Origin of the sequence: Streptomyces sp. NPDC051921, assembly GCF_040680975.1 — a bacterium.
Classification (GTDB): Bacteria; Actinomycetota; Actinomycetes; order Streptomycetales; family Streptomycetaceae; genus Streptomyces.
Genome location: NZ_JBFAXU010000023.1, coordinates 45,764 through 64,769, shown reverse-complemented (window position 1 = coordinate 64,769; position 19,006 = coordinate 45,764). Strand labels below are relative to the sequence as shown.

The window sequence follows — 19,006 nt, the reverse complement described above, 5'->3', positions numbered from 1 at the left end:
GCCCGGACCGGCCGCTTCGCCTACTTCTCGACGCCCTCGCTGCTTCTCGGAGCTCTCGACGCCCTCTCGGCCCTCGCCGCTCCGTCAGCTCTCGACGCTCTCGGCGGCGGACTTCTTGGCCGGGGTCTTGCGGGCGGTGGTCTTGCGGGCCGGGGACTTCTTGGCCTCGGGCTCCTCGACCAGCTCGGCCTGCGCCGCCGGCTCGCTCTCCGACCGCGGCTCGACGACGATCGCGATCTCGGTGATCTCCTCGGCGGCCTCGCCACGCCAGGCCTTCACGGCCTCCTCGCCGTGCGCGGCGAGCTCCTCGTACTTCTCGCGGGCCTTCACCGCGTACTCGGCGGCCACGCCGACCCCGCGCAGGGCCAGGTCCTGGGCCTGCTCGCCGAGCTTCTTCAGATCGGTGTCGAGCCCGCCCACGAACTCGGCGAACTTCGCCTGCGCCTTCTCCTGCACCGCCTTCGGGTCCGTCTTCTTGACGGCCTCGATCCGGCCGGGCGCCTCGGCGGCGATCTGCTCGATCAGGCCGGGGACCTTCTTGGCCTGCTGCACGGCGAGGTCGGCGGTGCCGGCGGCGAAGTAGAGGGGAGTGCGCAGTTCGTCGATGATGGCCATGGTCGTGGTCCTCCCAGAGGTTCTACGTGTCGGTGGGCTGCGGCTGCGGCGCTTGCTGCGTCTGCTGCCCCGTGGCGCTCTCGGCGGCGTTCTCCTTACGGAAGGAGTCGTAGATCTGGAGCAGCACCTGCTTCTGCCGCTCGTTGATCGAGGGATCGGCCAGGATGACGGCGCGCGTCTCCAGCTCGTCCCGCTCCTGCTCGTCGAGAATCCCGGCGCGCACGTACAGCGTCTCGGCGGAGATCCGCAGGGCCTTCGCGACCTGCTGGAGCACCTCGGCGCTGGGCTTGCGCAGCCCCCGCTCGATCTGACTCAGATACGGATTCGACACCCCCGCGGCCTCGGCGAGCTGCCGCAGGGACAACTGCGCTGTGCGCCGCTGCTCGCGGAGGTACTCGCCAAGATTGCCGACGTTGAGTGAAGCCATGCCACGACCATGCCAGCCGGTGCTAACTATTGCAAGCAGGCGCTTGCAATAGTTTTGTCACGCGGGGAGCTCAACCGTCACGTGGGGCGCCAGCGCCCGCAGGAAGTCCGCGGCGTCGAAGAGGGCACCCGCCGACAGCACGCCGGCCGCCGCGCGCGTCCGCCCGGTGAGGATGCGGGCGACGGCCTCGACCGCGAGGGGGGCCGTCACGGCGTAGATGTCCTGGCCCGTCGCCGTCGCGCGGCGCTCCTCGGCGCCGGAGCGGACGAGGACGTCGACGAGGAAGGTCTGCGCCGAGCGCCCGCTCGGGTCGACCGGGGCCGGGGCCGGGGTGTCCGCCGAGGCCAGGTCGCCCGCCGCCTCGACCGCCATGGAGGTCCGCACCTCGGGGATCGCCAGGTGGCTGGGCAGCGTGACGACGTCGGCCATCGTGAACTCGCCGATCATCCTCCGCGTGCCCATCGGCGCGGGGAACGCCCACTCCAGGGTCGGCGGGGCGTCGTCCCGGTACCGGAGCCGGCCGTCCGTGAAGACCGGCCGCCGCCCGCCGCGCCGCTCGCGCGAGACCACGCCGGCGGCGCGCGTCCCGGCCGTCGGGTGCCAGCTGTCCAGCCCGTACGCGACGTGCGCCTCGTCCGCCGCCGTCCAGTCGCGCATCGCGGCGGTGGCCAGCAGGTCGCCGAGGCCGCCGTAGAAGGCCATCGCGGGCAGGACGACCGTCCCGGCGGCCCGGGCCCGCTCGGCGAACCGCTCGAACGTGTCCAGGTTGGCCTCGATCTCAGCCGCCACGTCCACGTACGGGATCCCCGCCCGCAGCGCCGCCTCGACCACGGGCCCGGCCGTCGTCGCGAACGGGCCCGCGCAGTTCACCACGGCCGCCGCGCCCGCGAGCGCCCGGTCGAGCGCCGCCGGGTCGTCGACCGAGGCGGGGCGGACGTCCAGCTCGACGCCGCCCGCCAGCTCCTTCAGCTTCCGCTCGTCGCGGCCCGAGAGCACCGGGACGAAGCCGCGCTCGCGCAGCTCCGCCACCACGAAACGGCCCGTGTGCCCGTAGGCGCCGTACACCACCACTGTCTGTCCTGAGGTCATGACGCCATCCTGCGGCGCCGGCGGCGCCCACCGTGAGTGTCGGGAACGACGTGGCCCGAACAGTTTCGGACGTGGGCTCCCTGGCCCCCGTGCTCCCCGCCCGCCGCCACCCGGGCGGCACGCGCGGGGCGCCTCGTTCCGAACTCGGCATCGCCTCCGCGGTGTTCGCCCGGGCCGACGAGCGCACCGTCCGACGAGCGCACCGTCCGACGGACGTGGGTCAGGCGCCCACGTACTCCGCGAGGTGCTGCCCCGTCAGGGTGGAGCGGTCGGCGACCAGGTCGGCCGGGGTGCCCTCGAAGACGATCCGGCCGCCGTCGTGACCGGCACCGGGACCGAGGTCGATGATCCAGTCGGCGTGCGCCATGACCGCCTGGTGGTGCTCGACCACGATCACCGACTTGCCGGAGTCGACCAGCCGGTCGAGCAGCCCGAGCAGCTGCTCCACGTCGGCGAGGTGCAGACCGGCGGTCGGCTCGTCGAGCACGTACACGCCGCCCTTCTCCCCCATGTGCGTGGCCAGCTTGAGGCGCTGCCGCTCGCCCCCGGAGAGCGTGGTGAGCGGCTGGCCCAGGCTGAGGTAACCGAGTCCGACGTCGGAGAGGCGCTCCAGGACGCGGTGCGCGGCGGGGGTGCGCGCCTCGCCCGCACCGAAGAACCGCTCGGCCTCGCCCACCGACATCGCGAGCACCTCGGCGATGTTCCGGCCGCCGAAGTGGTAGTCGAGCACGGAGGCCTGGAACCGCCTGCCCTCGCACTCCTCGCACATCGTCGCGACGCCGGCCATCATCGCCAGGTCGGTGTAGACGACGCCGGCACCGTTGCACGTCGGGCAGGCGCCCTCCGAGTTGGCGCTGAACAGGGCCGGCTTCACGCCGTTGGCCTTGGCGAAGGCCTTGCGGATCGGGTCGAGCAGGCCGGTGTACGTCGCCGGGTTGCTGCGCCGCGAGCCGCGGATCGCGCCCTGGTCGACCGAGATCACCCCCGCGCCGCCCGGGATCGAGCCGTGCACGAGGGAGCTCTTGCCGGAGCCGGCCACGCCGGTGACGACGGCGAGGACACCGAGCGGGATGTCGACGTCGACGTCGTGCAGGTTGTTCGCCGTCGCGCCGCGGATCGGCAGGGTGCCCGTCGGCTCGCGCACCGCGTCCTTGAGGGAGGCGCGGTCGCCGAAGTGGCGGCCGGTGACCGTGCCGCTCCTGCGCAGCCCGGCGACGGTGCCCTCGAAGCAGACGCTGCCGCCCGCCGAACCGGCGCCCGGGCCGAGGTCGACGACGTGGTCGGCGATCGCGATCGTCTCCGGCTTGTGCTCCACGACGAGGACCGTGTTGCCCTTGTCGCGCAGCCGCAGCAGCAGGTCGTTCATGCGCTGGATGTCGTGGGGGTGCAGACCGGTCGTCGGCTCGTCGAAGACGTATGTGACATCGGTCAGGGACGAGCCGAGGTGACGGATCATCTTGACGCGCTGCGCCTCGCCGCCGGAGAGGGTGCCGGAGGAGCGGTCGAGCGCGAGGTACCCCAGGCCGATCTCGACGAAGGAGTCCAGGGTCTGCTGGAGCGTGGCGAGCAGCGGCGCCACGGACGGGTCCTCGACACCGCGGACCCACTCGGCCAGGTCGCTGATCTGCATCGCGCAGGCGTCGGCGATGCTCACCTTGCCGATCTTCGAGGAGCGGGCGCCCTCGTTGAGCCGGGTGCCGTCGCAGTCGGGACAGACGGCGAAGGTGACCGCGCGCTCGACGAAGGCGCGGACGTGCGGCTGGAGGGAGTCGATGTCCTTCGACAGCATCGACTTCTGCAGCTTCGGGATCAGGCCCTCGTAGGTGAGGTTGATGCCCTCGACCTTGATCTTGGTGGGCTCCCGGTGGAGCAGGTCGTTCAGCTCGCGCTTGGTGTAGCGGCGGATGGGCTTGCCCATGTCGAAGAAGCCGCTGCCGCTGAAGATGCGGCCGTACCAGCCGTCCATCGTGTAGCCGGGGATGGTCAGCGCCCCCTCGGCGAGCGACTTGGAGTCGTCGTACAGCGCGGTCAGGTCGATGTCGGAAACGCTGCCGCGACCCTCGCAGCGCGGGCACATGCCGCCGGTGATGCTGAAGCTGCGCCGCTCCTTCACGGTTCTGCCGCCCTTCTCGTAGGCGACCGCGCCGGCGCCGCTGACGGAGGCGACGTTGAAGGAGAAGGCCTTCGGGCCGCCGATGTGCGGCCTGCCGAGGCGGCTGAAGAGGATGCGCAGCATCGCGTTGGCGTCGGTGGCGGTGCCGACGGTGGAGCGGGGGTCGCCGCCCATGCGCTGCTGGTCGACGGTGATCGCGGTCGTCAGGCCGTCGAGGACGTCGACCTCGGGACGGGCGAGGGAGGGCATGAAGCCCTGCACGAAGGCGCTGTACGTCTCGTTGATCAGCCGCTGCGACTCGGCGGCGATCGTGTCGAACACCAGGGAGCTCTTGCCGGAGCCGGAAACACCCGTGAACACGGTGAGCCGGCGCTTGGGGAGCTCGATGCTGACGTCCTTGAGGTTGTTCTCGCGCGCTCCGTGCACGCGGATCATGTCGTGGCTGTCGGCGGCGTGCGACTTGCTCATGGCTGACATCTCTCCCTGCGATCCCTGCGCTGCTGTCCTGGGAGCCAGGCTAGGCGGGGCCGCGCGGCGGTGCTTCTCGATTCCTGCCCTTCTGTGGACGACCGGATCGCCTGTGGACAACCGGCCGCCCCGTCGCCGGCCGTGCCATGCTTGGACCCGTGACGCCGCCGAGCCTCGACGACCTGGTACGACTGCGCCGCGCACGGGACATGATGGACCGCGACTACGCCGAGCCGCTGGACGTCCCGGCCCTCGCGCGGACCGCGCTGATGTCCGCCGGGCACTTCCAGCGCAGCTTCCGGGCCGCGTACGGGGAGACTCCGTACAGCTATCTGATGACGCGCCGCGTCGAGCGCGCCAAGACGCTGCTGCGGCGGGGCGACCTGAGCGTGACGGAGGTCTGCTTCGCGGTGGGCTGTACGTCGCTGGGCTCGTTCAGCACCCGCTTCACGGAGCTCGTCGGGGAGAGCCCGAGCGCGTACCGGGCCCGCGACCACGAGGCGGGCGAGCCGATCCCGTCGTGCGTGGCGATGTTCCTGACGCGCCCGACACGGGCCCCGAAGAGTCCGGCACCGGAGAGCCCGGCCCCGGAGACCGCGCCGTAGGACGGACCGGAAACGGATCAGGAACGGAGAAGCGGAAAGCTCCCCCGGCTCGTAGCGTCGTCGCCATGAACACCATCAACCTCTCCCAGTGTTTCATCGCCGTCGACGACCACGACAAGGCACTCGCGTTCTACCGTGACGCCCTCGGTCTGGAGATCCGCAACGACGTGTCCTTCGAGGGGATGCGCTGGGTCACCGTCGGCTCGCCCACCCAGCCGGACGTCGAGATCGTCCTCGAACCGCCGCTGGCGGATCCGAACGCCCCCGCCGCCGACCGTCAGGCCGCCGCCGAGCTGCTCGCCAAGGGCATGCTGCGCGGGGTCATCTTCCGCACGGACGACGTGGACGCCACCTTCGAGCGCATCCGCTCCGCGGGCGGGGAGGTCCTCCAGGAGCCCATGGACCAGCCGTACGGCGTGCGCGACTGCGCGTTCCGCGACCCGGCGGGCAACATGCTGCGGTTCAACCAGCCGCGCGCCTGACCCCGAGCGCGCCCGCCCGGGGCCTCAGCCGCCCCGGGTGGCGAGCCACACCACGATCCCGAACGCGAGCGGGAGGGTCACGCCGCCGGCGAGCAGGAAGCGCGCGGGCACGGAAAGCCGCCGCGCGGGCGGGACGAAGGTCAGGGCGACCGGGCCGCCGAGGGCGCCGAGCGCGACCAGCATGCTCCACAGGAGCAGGCCACCGACCGGCCGGCCCCCCGCCGCGCCGAAGAGCACGGAGACGAACACCATCGTCGCCGGCCAGGCCAGCAGCACCAGCACCACCGCCCACACCACCCCGGCCAGGATCGCGATGCCCGTCTGCCCCCGGCGCGGCGTCGGCACCGGGCGGACGGGTCCGTACAGTGCGGCGTAGGAGTCGGCGTTCATGGGCGGGCTCCTCAGGTGCGAAGCGGGGCGACGGCCCCATCCTCGCCACGCGTCCCCGCCCGGCCCTGAGCACGCCCACTCATCTCCTCGCGGCCCCGTACTCATCCACGCACTCCACTCGTCCGCTCGCTGATCGTCCGTAACGGAACCTTTCTCGTTACCCTGGCCGTATGACTGCCATGGCACCCACGCGGACCGAGCCCGATCTCTCCTACCTCCTCGACCACTCCAGTCATGTGCTGCGCACGCAGATGGCGGCGCGGCTCGGCGAGATCGGACTGACCGCGCGGATGCACTGTGTGCTCGTCCACGCGCTGGAGGAGGAGCGGACGCAGGCGCAGCTCGCGGAGATCGGGGACATGGACAAGACCACGATGGTGGTGACCGTGGACGCCCTGGAGAAGGCGGGGCTCGCCGAGCGGCGGCCGTCAAGCGCGGACCGTCGGGCGCGGGTCATCGCGGTGACCGCCGAGGGCGCGAAGGTCGCCGCGCGGAGCCAGAGGATCGTCGACGAGGTGCACGAGGCCGCGCTCGGTTCGCTGCCGGACGAGGAGCGCGCGGTGCTCGTGCGGGCGCTGAACCGGCTGGTCACCGGCCATCTGGAGACGCCCGCCGAGGGGGCGCGCACCGCACGGAGGGCACGCCAGTCGACCACGTGAGAGCGGTGGGAGCGGTGGGCCCCCGAGCCGCACGGGACCAGTAAGACCGAGATAGATGGTCTGCAACAAAACTATCTGCTAGCGTCCTTCCTGTCGCCATCCTTCGACAGGAGAGCCAGTCATGCGTCCTTCCCGTTGGACCGCCCTCGGTGTCCTCGCCACGAGCATGCTGATGACCGTCCTCGACGGCAGCATCGTCACCGTCGCCATGCCCGCCATGCAGGCCGACCTCGGCTTCACCCCCGTCGGCCTCAGCTGGATCGTCAACGCCTACCTCATCGCCTTCGGCGCCCTGCTCCTCCTCTCCGGGCGCCTGGGCGACCTCCTCGGCCGCAAACGCGTGTTCCTCGCCGGGACCGGTCTCTTCACGGCCGCCTCGCTCCTCGCGGGCGCCGCCACCTCCCCTGGCGTCCTCATCGCGGCCCGCTTCCTCCAGGGCGTCGGCAGTGCCATGGCCTCCGCCGTCAGCCTCGGCATCCTCGTCACGCTCTTCACCGAGCCGCGCGAACGCGCCAAGGCCTTCGCCGCGTTCGCCTTCACCGGTGCCGCGGGCGCCTCGATCGGCCAGGTCCTCGGCGGCCTCCTCACCGACGCCCTCACCTGGAACTGGATCTTCTTCATCAACCTCCCCATCGGCGCCGCCGCCCTCCTCGTCGCCCTCCCCGCCCTGCCCGCCGACCGCGGTCTCGGACTGCGCGCCGGCGCCGACGCCCTCGGCGCCCTGCTCGTGACCGGCGGCCTGATGACCGGCATCTACGCCGTCGTCAAGATCGAGAAGTACGGGGCCGGTTCGGCCCACACCCTCGGCCTCGGCGCCCTCGCGCTCGTCCTGCTCGCCGGCTTCCTGGTCCGTCAGGCCACCGCCGCGCAGCCCCTGATGCCCTTGCGGATCCTGCGCTCCCGCGCCGTCGCCGGGGCCAATCTCGTCCAGATGCTCACGGTCGCCGCGCTGTTCTCCTTCCAGATCCTCGTCGCGCTCTACCTCCAGAAGGTCCTCGGCTACGGCGCGGCCGAGACCGGCCTCGCGATGCTGCCCGCCGCCGTCGTCATCGGCGCCGTCTCCCTCGGCCTCTCCGCCCGCCTCATCACCCGTTTCGGCGAGCGGAACGTCCTGCTCACCGGCCTCGCCCTGCTCGTCGGCGTGCTCGGACTGCTCACCCGGACCCCGGTCCACGCCTCCTACGCCGTCGACCTGCTGCCGGTGATGCTGCTCGCCGCCGGCTTCGGGCTCGCGCTGCCCGCCCTGACCGCGCTCGGCATGTCCGGCGCCGGGGAAGAGGACGCGGGCCTCGCTTCCGGCCTGTTCAACACCACCCAGCAGATCGGCATGGCCGTCGGCGTCGCGGTCCTGTCCACCCTCGCCGCGGCCCGCACCGAGGCCCTCACCTCCGCGGGCCGTCCCACCGCCGAGGCGCTGACCGGCGGCTACCACCTCGCCTTCGCCGTCGGCACCGGCCTGCTCGTCGCCGCCTTCGCCGCCGCCTTCCTCGTGCTCCGTACGGGCCGGCCCGCGCGGCGGGCGCTGACAATGGGCGCATGAGAGCCGACCGACTCGTCGCCGCCCTGCTCTTCCTGCAGACCCGCGGCCAGGGCGGCGCCCCCGTCACGGCCGCCGAACTCGCCGCCGAACTGGAGGTTTCGGAGCGCACCGCCCGCCGCGACCTCGAAGCACTGGCCGCCGCCGGAGTGCCCGTCTACTCGACGGCGGGCAAGGGCGGCGGCTGGCGGCTCGTCGGGGGCGCCCGCACCGACCTCAGCGGACTCAACGCCCCTGAGATCCGGGCCCTGTTCCTCCTCGCCGGCACCGACGCCGGCCCCGGCACCCGTACCGCCCTGCGCAAACTCGTCCGGGCCCTGCCCGCGCCGCTGCGGCCCGGCGCCGAGGCCGCCGCGCGGGCCGGGGTCACCGACGCCACCGACTGGACGGGCGCCGAGACCGGCCCCGTCCACCTCGACGCCCTCCGCCGGGCCGTCGTCGACGGCGTCCAGATCCGCATCGGCTACGCCCGCCCCGGCCAGGAGCCCAGGGAGCGGCTCGTCCATCCGCTCGGCATCGCCGCCAAGACCGGCGTCCCCTACCTCGTCGCCGGCACCGACCCCGGGCCCCACCCCGGACCCGGCACCCACGGGCTGCGTACCTTCCGCGTCAGCCGCGTCACCTCCGTCACCGCCACCGGCGAGCCCGTCGTACGCCCCGAGGGCTTCGACCTCGGCACCGCCTGGCGCGCGCTCGCCGCACGGATGGAGGACCGGATGGCGGCCGCGACCGTACGGGGCCGGGTCGCGCCCGGCACCGAAGGACTCCTGGAGGGCCTCTTCGGCGGGCGGATACGGTACGGGGCCCGCGAACCGGACAGCGGCTGGACCCCGGTCGAGGTGACCGGACCCTCCCCCGAGGTCGTCGCCGCCCAGCTCGCCGGCCTCGGCGCCCGCGTGGAACTCCTCGACCCGCCCGAGGCCCGTAGCGCCCTCGCCCGGATCGGTGCCGAACTCAGCGCCCTGTACGGGCCGGCGGCGCCGGCAGCGGCTCCCGGTGCACCAGGTCCAGCCGCGAGACCGCCCGCGTGAGCACCACGTACAGGCGGTGCAGACCCGCGCGGCTCGGCCGCCACGATCGCGGCCGGTTCGGCGACGACGTGGTCGTACTCCAAGCCCTTGGCGAGCGAAGCCGGGACGACGGACACCCGGCCGGGGATGCCGGATCCGCCCGCCACCGGCGAGCCCGCCTCACGATCAGAAGATGTCCATGCTCCACGGCCGCTGCGCGGTCCGCAGCAGCAGGTCGGCCCGGGCCGCCGCGCCCGGCGCGGCCTCCTCGGCCCGGCCGAGCGCCACGAGCCGTACGGCCGACTCGTCGCCGAGCGCCAGCGTCGCCAGGTCCGCCACGTCCAGCACCAGGTCGGGCGCGGCACCGGTCCGAGCCACCACGCCGCCCTTCGGGGAGGCGTCGAGCCGGTAGCGCCCACCCGCGAACCCTGCCGCGTCGCGCACGTCCAGGACGACCGTGCCCTCGGTCGCGTACGTCCGGGGCTCCAGCACCTTCGCCACGTCCAGGATCCGCAGCCACAGCATGTCGGCGTGCGAGACGACCTGCGCCGCGCGCGCGTCCGGCAGCAGCAGCGGCAGCACGTCGTCGGGCGCGCGGTGGCCGGTCCGTACCCGGGTGATCCAGTCGACCGAGCACACGTACCGCCACAGGGCACGCTCCGCGGCCGGCGTGACGGCGACGAAGTCCCGTACGCTCGCCGTGTTCACCGGCTGCTTGTTGTCGTTCCACTTGTCGTCGGAGGTGTAGGCGACATAGCCCTCGGCCTCACCGGACGCGTTGCGATAGAGGGCGTAGAACGGCTCGGTCCAGGGCTCGGAGTGGTACGAGTTTCCCGTGCCGACGTCCCAGCCGCGGGCGGTGCGGTCGGTGACCCCGGCGCGCTGCGCGGCGAACCGACGGTGCAGCACCGGGCCCTCCTCGCGGATCTCGGCACCGTCCGACAGGTCGATCCTGCCCCCGCCGTCCTCCGCCGTGGGACCCGACCAGCGGCGGTCGAACCCGGCCCGCACCACGTCCACCGACCACTCGGTGGCCCAACTGGCCACGCCGAAGCCGAACCGCCCGTAGATCGGATACTCGGCGGCGATCAGCGTCGCGCACGCGTCGCCCCGCTCCTTCGCCAGCGCCAGGTCATCCGCCATCATCCGGCTGAGCAGCCCGCGCCGGCGATGGGTCGGGGAGACGGTGACCCCGCTGACCGCGTTCGCGGCCAGGTCCGCACCGCCGACCGTGCTCAGCCGCTGCCCGAAGGAGAGGAAGGTGGCGACCATCCGGCCCCGGTCGAACGCGCCGTAGGTGCGCGAGAGATCGGTGTGCGGCAGCCGGTCGGCGACCTCCTCGTCGGACACCACCGGCGGCCGGAGGAACCCCACCCTCTTGGCCCGCAGCCAGGCGGGGAACTCGGTCTCGTCGATCGCGCGCACCTCAAGACTCATCCTTCGAGGCTATGCAACCGGACGAGGCCTCCGCACCCGGGTTTCGCCCCATCCGCGCCACCCGCGCCACCCGCCCCATCCGCGCCACCCGCGGCGCCCGCGCCACCCGCGCTGCCCGCGCCACCCGCGCTGCCCGCGGCGCCCGCGGCGCGTCAGGCGAGCAGGTCGTCGACCTGCGCCTCGCCCTCCCGGTAACGGCGGGCGATCTCCGCGCTGCAGTCGTCCGCCGTCCGCTGGAGCTCCTGCCGCCGCCGCGACACCTGCTGCTCGTAGCCCGCGAGACGCCCCATCGCCGTGTGCAGTTCCTCGTCCGTCCGCGCCGTCAGGTCCGAGAGCTCCACCTCCGACAGCATCTCGGCCGCGAGCCGCCGGTACTCCTCGCTGCGCGGCGTCGACAGCGTCACGTGCCGCGCCGAACGCGTCGCCGCCCCCGGTCGCGACGGCGTGTCCGCGAGGATCTCCGACAGGCGGTCCACGACCGGCGCCTCCGGGTCGCTGCGCCGCGCCAGCTCGGCCCGCAGGATGTCGATCCGGCCCTGCAGCATCCGGCGTACGTAGCTCAGATCGGCCTCGTCGCCCTGTGCGTCGCGGCGCAGCGTCCGGAGCTCGGGCAGCCGCAGCGCGGCCAGATCCGGCTGCGGCCGGTCCGGCAGGTCGGGCTCGGCGGTCCGCTGCACGGGCGGCCGCCCGACGGCGCCGCCGACGCGGGTCAGCGGTACGGGACCGGGCGGCGTGTGCCCGGTGCCAGATGCACTCATGTGAATCGTCCCCTCGACCGGTGCGGAACCGCACCGCCTTCCCGCATGGTGCCACTCCCGCCCCGACCGACGCAGGCGGTCTGCACCCGTTCGGCCCTCCACGTGTCAGTCGGTAGGTTGGTCCGTATGCGAGCAGTGGTGCAGAGGGTCGACGGCGCGAGCGTCGTCGTCGCAGGGGAGACCGTCGGCGAGATCGTCGGCGAGGGGCTGTGCGTCCTGGTCGGGGTGACCCACGACGACACCCCCGAAAAGGCGGCGCAATTGGCCAGAAAGCTCTGGTCCGTACGGGTGTTGGAGGGCGAGAAGTCCTGCTCCGACGTGAACGCGCCGCTCCTCGTCATCTCCCAGTTCACCCTGTACGGAGACGCCCGCAAGGGCCGCCGCCCCACCTGGAACGCGGCCGCGCCCGGCCCGGTCGCCGAGCCGCTCGTCGACGAGGTCGTGGACCGGCTGCGGCAGCTGGGCGCGCACGTGGAGACGGGCCGGTTCGGAGCGGACATGCGCGTGTCGCTCACGAACCACGGCCCGTTCACGGTCCTGCTGGAGGTCTGACGGGGACCGGCCGGCCCCGCCCCGCGGTCACGGGAACGCCCCACGGCCGCGAGGACGCCCCGCGGTCACGAGGACGCGCCACCGCCGCGTGGGTGCCTCACGGCTCGACGACGACCTCCTGCGCGGCGGCCGTGTTCCCCGCGATGAGACCGGCGTCGACCGGCACGTTCCGCTTCAGCAGGGCGAGCGCGATCGGACCCAGCTCGTGGTGGCGCGCCGAACTCGTCACGAAACCCAGCTGACGCCCCTCCTCCCCGTCCGCGGCGAGCCGCACCGGGGTGCCGTGCCCCGGCAGGTGCACCTCGCTGCCGTCCAGGTGCAGGAAGACCAGCCGCCGCGGCGGCTTGCCCAGGTTGTGCACGCGGGCCACCGTCTCCTGGCCGCGGTAGCAGCCCTTCTGCAGGTGGACGGCGCTGCCGATCAGACCGATCTCGTGCGGGATGGTCCGGTGGTCGGTCTCGAAGCCGAGCCGCGGCCGGTGCGCCTCGATGCGCAGCGCCTCGTGCGCGAGGACGCCGGCGGCCGGACCGTGCGAGGAGGCGAACGCCTCCAGGTCGCCGCGCGGCAGGAACACGTCGCGCCCGTGCGGGGTCTCCCGCACGGCCACCCCCTCGGGCACCTCGGCGATCGAACCGGCCGGCAGGTACACGACCGCGAAGTCCTCCGTACGGTCGACGACCTCGACCCGGTAGAAGAACTTCATCGACTCCAGGTACGCGATGAGCTCGGCCTGCGTACCCGGCTCCACGTGCGCCCACACCGTCTCGCCGTCGTCGACGAGGTACAGGGCGTGCTCGATGTGCCCGTTCGCGGAGAGGATCAGCGCGTCGGTGGCGCGCCCGGCCGGAAGCTCACTGACGTGCTGGGTGAGCAGCAGGTGCAGCCAGCTCAACCGGTCGTCACCGGAGACGGCGATGACACCGCGGTGCGAGAGGTCGACGAAACCGGTGCCGTCGGCGAGGGTCCGCTGCTCGCGGAACAGATCGCCGTAGTGCGCGGCGACACCTTCGTCACGGCCTTCGGCGGGGACGGCGCCGGGCAGGGACAGCAGAGGGCTCTTCATGAGGAAAAGCCTACGACTCGCCGGCGGCGGCCTTCTGTGAGCAGTCCCGGCAACGCCCGAAGATCGCGAAGTGCTTCATGTCGGTGTCGAAGCCGAAGGTCTCGCGCAGCTTCCCGGTGAACTCGGCCGCCACGTCGACGTCCGCCTCGATGACCTCACCGCAGTCCCGGCACACCAGGTGCAGGTGATGGTGCCGGTCGGCGAGGTGGTAGGTCGGCGCCCCGTGCCCCAGATGGGCATGGCTGACCAGCCCGAGCTCCTCCAGGAGCTCCAGGGTCCGGTAGACGGTCGAGATGTTCACCCCGGAGGCCGTCTTGCGGACCTCGACCAGGATGTCGTCCGGAGTCGCGTGCTCCAGCGCGTCCACGGCCTCCAGGACAAGCTGGCGCTGAGGCGTCAGCCGATAGCCCCGCTGCCTCAGGTCGCTCTTCCAGTCGGTGCTCACCACGCCCCCAGTGTAGGAGGGCGCGGTGGGCTACCCCAGGTCCCGCCGGTGCCGACTTGTGTCTACCGGAAGAAGGCGATGCCGTCGTCGGGCATGTCGGGGAGGTTGCGCGCCATCTCGGCGACCTCCTCCGGGGTGACGACCTTCTTCAGGTGCGCCGACATGTAGGGGCGGAGCGGCACCTCGGGGGTGGCCTTCTCGCCGACCCACATGAGGTCGCTCTTGACGTAGCCGTAGAGGCGCTTGCCACCGCTGTACGGGCCGGAGGCGGCGGTGCGGGCGACGGCGTCCGTGACGATGTCGATCTGCGGCTTCTGGTCGGCGAGCTCGCCGTACCAGACCTCGACGATGCCCTGGTCGCGGACCATGACGATCTCGACCTTGCGGTCCTTGTCGATCCGCCAGTAGCCGCTCTCGCTCTCGAGCGGGCGGACCTTCTCGCCTTCGGCGTCCAGGACCCAGGTGTGGGAGTGGTACTCGAGGAAGTCCCGGCCGTCGTGGCTGAACGTCACGGACTGGCCGAAGTTGCACTTCTCGGCGCCGGGGAAGTCGGAGACGCCCGCGCCCTCCCACGTACCGAGCAGGAACGCGAGGGGGACGAGGTCCGGGTTGAGGTCGGACGGAATCTCGATCATGAGCAGCTCAGGCGATCTGTGTGGAGGGGGTTCAGCGCTGGCCCTGGTACAGCTTCTTCACGGTCAGACCGGCGAAGGCGAGGACCGCGACACAGACGAGCGCCAGCAGGACTTCGAAAAAGACGATCACTTGGTGCTCCTCGTGAGCGGTGAAGGCGGAACGGGCCGGACCCCAGCTTAGTGGGCCGGGGTCCGGCGCTCTCGGTGAGGTGGGTCTCGGTGACGCTGGGTCTCGGTGACGCCAGGTCCCGTACGGGCCGGGTCACGATGCAGGGGGCGTCCCGCCCCGCATTACAGTTCGGCGTATGGCGAAGAAGCTCGTGATCAAGGTGACCGCCGGGGCCGACGCCCCCGAACGCTGCTCCCAGGCCTTCACCGTGGCCGCCGTCGCCGTGGCGAGCGGCGTCGAGGTCTCCCTGTGGCTGACCGGCGAGTCCTCGTGGTTCGCCCTGCCGGGCCGCGCGGCGGAGTTCGAACTCCCGCACGCCGCGCCGCTCCCCGACCTGATCGACTCGATCCTGTCCGCCGGCCGCGTCACGCTCTGCACGCAGTGCGCCGCCCGCCGCGAGATCACCGAGGACGACGTGCTGAAGGGCGTCCGCATCGCGGGCGCCCAGGTCTTCGTCCAGGAGGCGATGGCGGACGGCACGCAGGCGCTCGTCTACTGATCACCGCGGCGCGGTCGACGGCCCCGGGGGTCACTTCCCCGGGGGCTTCTTGCCGTCGAGTTCGTCCCACCACTCGTCGGACTGCTTGTCGCCGCTCGGGTCGTCCCACCAGCGGTCCTCCGGTCCGCGTCGGTTCGCGATCATCGCGGCGACCGGGGGGATGACCATGGCGACCACGCACATGGCGATGGCCGCCGGCACCGAGAACAGGCGCACGACGGCCCAGGCGCCTACGAAGAGCACCAGGCAGACGCCCATCATCCAGAAGTAGACGCGCCGTCGCCGTGCGTACACACCTTCAGCGTACGACCGCGGCCCGCTCCCGGACAGACCGAAGGGCCGTGCCTCGAGTCCTGGTCGGCGTCCAACCCCCCAGGAGGCACGGCCCTTCGGCCGTTCGGTGGCGCGGTGTCACACCGCGATGGCGACCTCGGCCAGGCCGCCCTGCTGGGCCACGACCTGGCGGTCGGCGGTGCCGCCGGGGACCAGGGCGCGGACGGTCCACGTGCCCTCGGCCGCGTAGAAGCGGAACTGGCCGGTGGCGGAGGTCGGGACCTCGGCCGTGAACTCGCCGGTCGAGTCCAGGAGGCGGACGTAACCGGTGACGGGCTGGCCGTCCTTGGTCACGTAGCCCTGGATGGTGGTCTCACCGGGCTTGATGGTCGAGGCGTCGGGGCCGCCGGGCTGCGCTCCACACATGTTCTTGGGTTCCTTACGGTCGAGGGGTCCGGAGGGGTCCGGGGGTTCTGGTTCCGGGGCTTACTTGCCGGAGCCGAGCTCGATCGGCACGCCGACGAGGCTGCCGTACTCGGTCCACGAGCCGTCGTAGTTCTTGACGTTCTCGACGCCGAGCAGCTCGTGCAGGACGAACCAGGTGAGCGCGGAGCGCTCGCCGATGCGGCAGTAGGCGATGGAGTCCTTCGCCAGGTCGACGTTCTCCTCGGCGTAGAGGGCCTTCAGGTCCTCGTCCGACTTGAAGGTGCCGTCGTCGTTGGCGTTCTTCGACCACGGGATGTTGCGGGCGGACGGGACGTGGCCCGGGCGCTGCGACTGCTCCTGCGGGAGGTGCGCCGGGGCGAGCAGCTTGCCGGAGAACTCGTCGGGCGAGCGCACGTCGACGAGGTTCTGGCTGCCGATCGCGGCCACGACGTCGTCGCGGAAGGCGCGGATGGAGGTGTCCTGGGCCTGGGCCTTGTAGTCCGTCGCCGGGCGGTTCGGGACCTCGGAGCCGTCGACCAGGTCGCGGGAGTCGAGCTCCCACTTCTTGCGGCCGCCGTCGAGGAGCTTGACGTCCTGGTGCCCGTAGAGCTTGAAGTACCAGTAGGCGTAGGACGCGAACCAGTTGTTGTTGCCGCCGTAGAGGACGACCGTCGTGTCGTTGGCGATGCCCTTGGCCGAGAGGAGCTTCTCGAAGCCCTCCTGGTCGACGAAGTCGCGGCGGACCGGGTCCTGGAGGTCCTTGGTCCAGTCGATGCGGATCGCGTTCTTGATGTGGTTCTTGTCGTACGCCGAGGTGTCCTCGTCCACCTCGACGATGGCGACCTGCGGGTTGTCGAGGTTGGCCTCGACCCAGTCGGCGTCGACCAGGACGTCGCTGCGAGCCATGCTGTTTCTCCTCCGGGGCAGTGTGCGGCGGTGCGTGCAGGGGGTGGTGCGGGTACGCGTCGGCTCGTGCGGGGATGACGCGTACGGCTGCGCAGGGGTGGCCCCGACATCGCGTCGTAGGGCCTGAGGAATACGGGAGCAGTGCTTCCCGCTCAGACGGGGCGACAGAGCATGGCGGCGATGCGGCACAGGTCTACTGCCCGCCGCTTCGTGAGATCCGCCTGTCGCTTCATGCCCACGATCGTAGGGACGGACAGGCGGCCGTGTCACCGGTGTGTCGTATTTTGAGACGCGATCGTCCGGGATGCGAGATGGCAGAGGGGTGCGAATCGCCCGCGGCGGGCACGGCGCCCGGCTCCTGCCCGTTGTTTCTGCGGACCGGACGTCCGCGTCTCAGCATGTGATCAGAACGGGGTCCGGCGGGTGTTCAGCCCGCCGACAGGGCGACGTCCCGGCCGGTCACCGTGACCGCCAGGCCGTCCGCCCGCGCCTCGACCTTCGTCAGGCGCATGCCCTCCGGCAGACCCTCGATCCGCCGGTCGAAGTCGGTCACCGAGCGCACCTTGTCCTCCAGGAGCGGGATGCCCTCGCCCGGCACCTCGTCGGCCCGCACCCGGATGGTGTGGCCGTCGACGAGGGTCACCGTGGAGAGCACGCTGCGGGTGAGCGTCCGGCCGAGGAAACGCACGCCGCCGGTGACCTTCACCTTCCCGTTGCCGCCGTAGCCGACCTGGGCCTCGCGCCCGGAGGCGGCGGCGAGGTCCGCGTACGAGATGAGGGCGACGCCGTCGGCACTGCCGGCCCGGTCGATCGCGTAGTCCTCGTCCAGGGTGACGTCGTGCAGCGTGGCGGTCAGCTCGCCGATCCGGACCGGGCGGCCGCCCGCCTTCGCCTGGACGCCGGTCAGCCGCACCTCGACCTCGTCGAAGCGCCTGTCGGCGAGCTGCGTGAGGAAGGGGAAGCCCTTGATGTCGATGTCGGTGGACTCCGCCTGCACCGCCCCCAGCCGCACCCCCTCGGCCGCCTGGGACTCGGCGTACCCGGCGGCGATCCGGTCCGCGCCGACGAGCAGCCCGCCGAGCACCACGGCCAGGATCAGCACCATCCGCAGTGCTCGCATGCGTTTCAGCCCCCTGATCACGAGTCCGGCCCCCCGACACGAAGATCGACGTGTCGGAGGGCCGGTCGGTTCCCCGTGTGTGCGTGGCACGCGTTACGCGAGCGCCCTGCCCAGCAGATAGACGGCGGGCACGGCGGCGGTCAGCGGCAGCGCCACGCCCGCCGTCATGTGCACGAACCGCGACGGGTAGTCGTAGCTGGCAGCCCGCAGGCCGACCAGCGCGCACACCCCCGCGCCGAGACCGAGCAGCGCCCCGGAGGCGCCCAGGTCCGTGAAGCCGCCGGCCGCGATGCCGCCGCCCGCGGCGGCGAGCAGGGCGACGACCACGGAGACCGGGCCGGGCAGCGGGACCGCCCGGGCGAGAACGGCGGCGGCGACCGCGACGGCCCCCACCACGACCGCGTCCGGCTCGGCGCCGAGGTGCCCGGCGGCCAGGACGGTGAGGGCCGCCGAGGCGACCGTGGCCATGAGGCCGTACATCCGCTCGTCGGGATCGGCGGGGCTGCGCAGCTGCAGCACGAGCGTGAGCAGCACCCAGACGCCGAGCGTGCCGAGGATCGCGGCGGGAGCGTGCTCCCGGCCGACGGCGAGCAGGGCCCCGTCGGCGACGACGCCTCCGAGGAAGGCGAGGGCGATGCCCTGGCGGGCGGGCCACATGCCGTTGAGCCGGAACCAGCCGGCCGCGGTGACGGCCTGCAGCAGGAGCAGCGGGACGAGCAGCGCGTACGGGCCGACCGCCGCGCCCGCGGCGAGCAGCACGCCGAGCGCCGCCGTCAGTGCGGCCGGCTGCATCCCGGGCTCGATGATCGGCGACCGGCCCTCGGCGCGGGCGCGCTGGGCGTCGGTGATCCGGGTGTTGCCGGAGGTGGTGGGCGCGGACCAGGCGGGACCCGGCTCGGCGGCGGCCGGCTCGGGGGCGGCCGGGGCCGGCTCGTGGGCCGGCTCCTGGGCCGGGGCGTCGTAGGCCTCGTACGCGGGCGTCCCGTGGGCGGGCGCCCCGTGCCCCGGCGTCCCGTAGGCGGGCGGATGGGTCGTCTCGGGCGGCAGCGGGTGGCCGCCGGTGACGTACTGCTGCTGCCCGTAGGTCTCGTGGGCCTGCTGTGGCGGCAGGTAGGCCGTGTCGTAGGACGCGGGTTCCGGCGCGGACGCGGGCTGCTGCGGCTGCGACGGCGTCCTGGGCCGGACCGTGGGCTGGTACTGGGTGTCCCAGGTCTGCCCCTCCCACGTCTGGGTGACGCCGGGGTCGTACGGCTGACCGCCTCGCGGGGCCGCGTGCGCGTCGTCCTGCGGCGGGTACGGGTACTGCTGATCACTGCTCATGGTGTGCG

General features: G+C 72.6%; 22 protein-coding genes and 1 pseudogene. 7 read left to right on the top strand and 16 right to left on the bottom strand.

Annotated features, from left to right (window positions below):
• Positions 1–84 precede the first annotated feature (84 nt).
• From AB0M16_RS27600 to AB0M16_RS27585, 4 genes are all read right to left on the bottom strand, one after another.
• Entirely contained in the window at positions 85–615 is a 531-nt protein-coding gene (locus tag AB0M16_RS27600) for a hypothetical protein (protein ID WP_365347514.1), read from the bottom strand.
• A gap of 22 nt (positions 616–637) precedes the next feature.
• On the bottom strand, positions 638–1,042 hold the full coding sequence (locus tag AB0M16_RS27595; protein ID WP_365347512.1) for a helix-turn-helix transcriptional regulator: 405 nt from the start codon (positions 1,040–1,042) through the stop codon (positions 638–640).
• Positions 1,043–1,099: 57 nt separating this feature from the next.
• A complete protein-coding gene (locus AB0M16_RS27590; protein ID WP_365347510.1) occupies positions 1,100–2,131 on the bottom strand; it encodes a saccharopine dehydrogenase NADP-binding domain-containing protein in 1,032 nt (343 codons plus the stop codon).
• Positions 2,132–2,351: 220 nt separating this feature from the next.
• Entirely contained in the window at positions 2,352–4,712 is a 2,361-nt protein-coding gene (locus AB0M16_RS27585) for an excinuclease ABC subunit UvrA (RefSeq protein ID WP_365347508.1), read from the bottom strand.
• Between the two features lie 209 nt (positions 4,713–4,921).
• Between AB0M16_RS27585 and AB0M16_RS27580 the strand changes: the two genes are divergently transcribed.
• Together AB0M16_RS27580 and AB0M16_RS27575 are read left to right on the top strand one after the other, a co-directional pair.
• Positions 4,922–5,317, top strand: coding sequence for a helix-turn-helix transcriptional regulator (locus AB0M16_RS27580; protein ID WP_365347710.1), 396 nt, complete (start codon positions 4,922–4,924; stop codon positions 5,315–5,317).
• 65 nt (positions 5,318–5,382) lie between these two features.
• Positions 5,383–5,799, top strand: a complete 417-nt coding sequence (locus tag AB0M16_RS27575; protein WP_365347506.1) for a VOC family protein — start codon at positions 5,383–5,385, stop codon at positions 5,797–5,799.
• A gap of 24 nt (positions 5,800–5,823) precedes the next feature.
• Here the strand turns inward: AB0M16_RS27575 and AB0M16_RS27570 are convergent, their stop codons facing one another.
• Positions 5,824–6,189, bottom strand: coding sequence for a hypothetical protein (locus AB0M16_RS27570; protein ID WP_365347504.1), 366 nt, complete (start codon positions 6,187–6,189; stop codon positions 5,824–5,826).
• 170 nt (positions 6,190–6,359) lie between these two features.
• Between AB0M16_RS27570 and AB0M16_RS27565 the strand changes: the two genes are divergently transcribed.
• The 3 genes from AB0M16_RS27565 (at position 6,360) to AB0M16_RS27555 (ending at position 9,416) form a co-directional block, all read left to right on the top strand.
• Positions 6,360–6,848, top strand: coding sequence for a MarR family winged helix-turn-helix transcriptional regulator (locus tag AB0M16_RS27565; protein WP_365347502.1), 489 nt, complete (start codon positions 6,360–6,362; stop codon positions 6,846–6,848).
• Between the two features lie 121 nt (positions 6,849–6,969).
• Complete coding sequence (locus tag AB0M16_RS27560) at positions 6,970–8,388, top strand: MFS transporter (protein WP_365347500.1); 1,419 nt, start codon at positions 6,970–6,972, stop codon at positions 8,386–8,388.
• Entirely contained in the window at positions 8,385–9,416 is a 1,032-nt protein-coding gene (locus AB0M16_RS27555; RefSeq protein WP_365347498.1) for a WYL domain-containing protein, read from the top strand. Before AB0M16_RS27560 ends, AB0M16_RS27555 begins: the two co-directional genes overlap by 4 nt.
• Here AB0M16_RS27555 and AB0M16_RS27550 read toward each other — a convergent pair.
• From AB0M16_RS27550 to AB0M16_RS27540, 3 genes and pseudogenes are all read right to left on the bottom strand, one after another.
• Positions 9,340–9,535 (bottom strand): annotated as a pseudogene (locus tag AB0M16_RS27550) (hypothetical protein); the annotation flags it as partial. The gene AB0M16_RS27555 and the pseudogene AB0M16_RS27550 overlap by 77 nt on opposite strands.
• Positions 9,536–9,581: 46 nt before the next feature.
• Complete coding sequence (locus tag AB0M16_RS27545; RefSeq protein WP_365347496.1) at positions 9,582–10,832, bottom strand: GNAT family N-acetyltransferase; 1,251 nt, start codon at positions 10,830–10,832, stop codon at positions 9,582–9,584.
• A gap of 152 nt (positions 10,833–10,984) precedes the next feature.
• Positions 10,985–11,590: an ABC transporter substrate-binding protein gene (locus AB0M16_RS27540; RefSeq protein WP_365347494.1), complete on the bottom strand. Its 606-nt coding sequence runs from the start codon at positions 11,588–11,590 to the stop codon at positions 10,985–10,987.
• Between the two features lie 126 nt (positions 11,591–11,716).
• Between AB0M16_RS27540 and dtd the strand changes: the two genes are divergently transcribed.
• Positions 11,717–12,142: a D-aminoacyl-tRNA deacylase gene (gene dtd, locus AB0M16_RS27535; protein WP_365347492.1), complete on the top strand. Its 426-nt coding sequence runs from the start codon at positions 11,717–11,719 to the stop codon at positions 12,140–12,142.
• Between the two features lie 97 nt (positions 12,143–12,239).
• Here the strand turns inward: dtd and AB0M16_RS27530 are convergent, their stop codons facing one another.
• From AB0M16_RS27530 to AB0M16_RS27520, 3 genes are read right to left on the bottom strand one after another with little or no spacing between them, the layout of a single operon-like run.
• Positions 12,240–13,205, bottom strand: a complete 966-nt coding sequence (locus AB0M16_RS27530) for a folate-binding protein (protein ID WP_365347490.1) — start codon at positions 13,203–13,205, stop codon at positions 12,240–12,242.
• A gap of 10 nt (positions 13,206–13,215) precedes the next feature.
• The gene (locus tag AB0M16_RS27525) at positions 13,216–13,653 is read right to left on the bottom strand and encodes a Fur family transcriptional regulator (RefSeq protein WP_365347488.1); all 438 of its coding nucleotides are present in this window, start codon (positions 13,651–13,653) and stop codon (positions 13,216–13,218) included.
• A 59-nt stretch (positions 13,654–13,712) separates the two neighbouring features.
• Positions 13,713–14,285 carry an FABP family protein gene (locus AB0M16_RS27520; protein WP_365347486.1) on the bottom strand — a complete coding sequence of 191 codons (573 nt, stop codon included), beginning with the start codon at positions 14,283–14,285 and terminating at the stop codon, positions 13,713–13,715.
• 305 nt (positions 14,286–14,590) lie between these two features.
• On the opposite strand from AB0M16_RS27520, the gene AB0M16_RS27515 reads away from it, so the two are divergent.
• Positions 14,591–14,953 (top strand): DsrE family protein, encoded by a 363-nt coding sequence (locus AB0M16_RS27515; protein WP_365347484.1) that lies wholly within the window; start codon positions 14,591–14,593, stop codon positions 14,951–14,953.
• Positions 14,954–14,983: 30 nt separating this feature from the next.
• Here AB0M16_RS27515 and AB0M16_RS27510 read toward each other — a convergent pair whose 3' ends face one another.
• From AB0M16_RS27510 to AB0M16_RS27490, 5 genes are all read right to left on the bottom strand, one after another.
• Positions 14,984–15,247 (bottom strand): DUF3099 domain-containing protein, encoded by a 264-nt coding sequence (locus AB0M16_RS27510; protein ID WP_365347482.1) that lies wholly within the window; start codon positions 15,245–15,247, stop codon positions 14,984–14,986.
• A gap of 117 nt (positions 15,248–15,364) precedes the next feature.
• Positions 15,365–15,652 (bottom strand): DUF1416 domain-containing protein, encoded by a 288-nt coding sequence (locus tag AB0M16_RS27505; protein ID WP_356061607.1) that lies wholly within the window; start codon positions 15,650–15,652, stop codon positions 15,365–15,367.
• 60 nt (positions 15,653–15,712) lie between these two features.
• Entirely contained in the window at positions 15,713–16,558 is an 846-nt protein-coding gene (locus AB0M16_RS27500; protein ID WP_365347480.1) for a sulfurtransferase, read from the bottom strand.
• 427 nt (positions 16,559–16,985) lie between these two features.
• On the bottom strand, positions 16,986–17,678 hold the full coding sequence (locus AB0M16_RS27495; RefSeq protein WP_365347478.1) for a DUF2993 domain-containing protein: 693 nt from the start codon (positions 17,676–17,678) through the stop codon (positions 16,986–16,988).
• Between the two features lie 93 nt (positions 17,679–17,771).
• Entirely contained in the window at positions 17,772–18,998 is a 1,227-nt protein-coding gene (locus tag AB0M16_RS27490; protein WP_365347476.1) for a hypothetical protein, read from the bottom strand.
• Between the last annotated feature and the right edge of the window lie 8 nt (positions 18,999–19,006).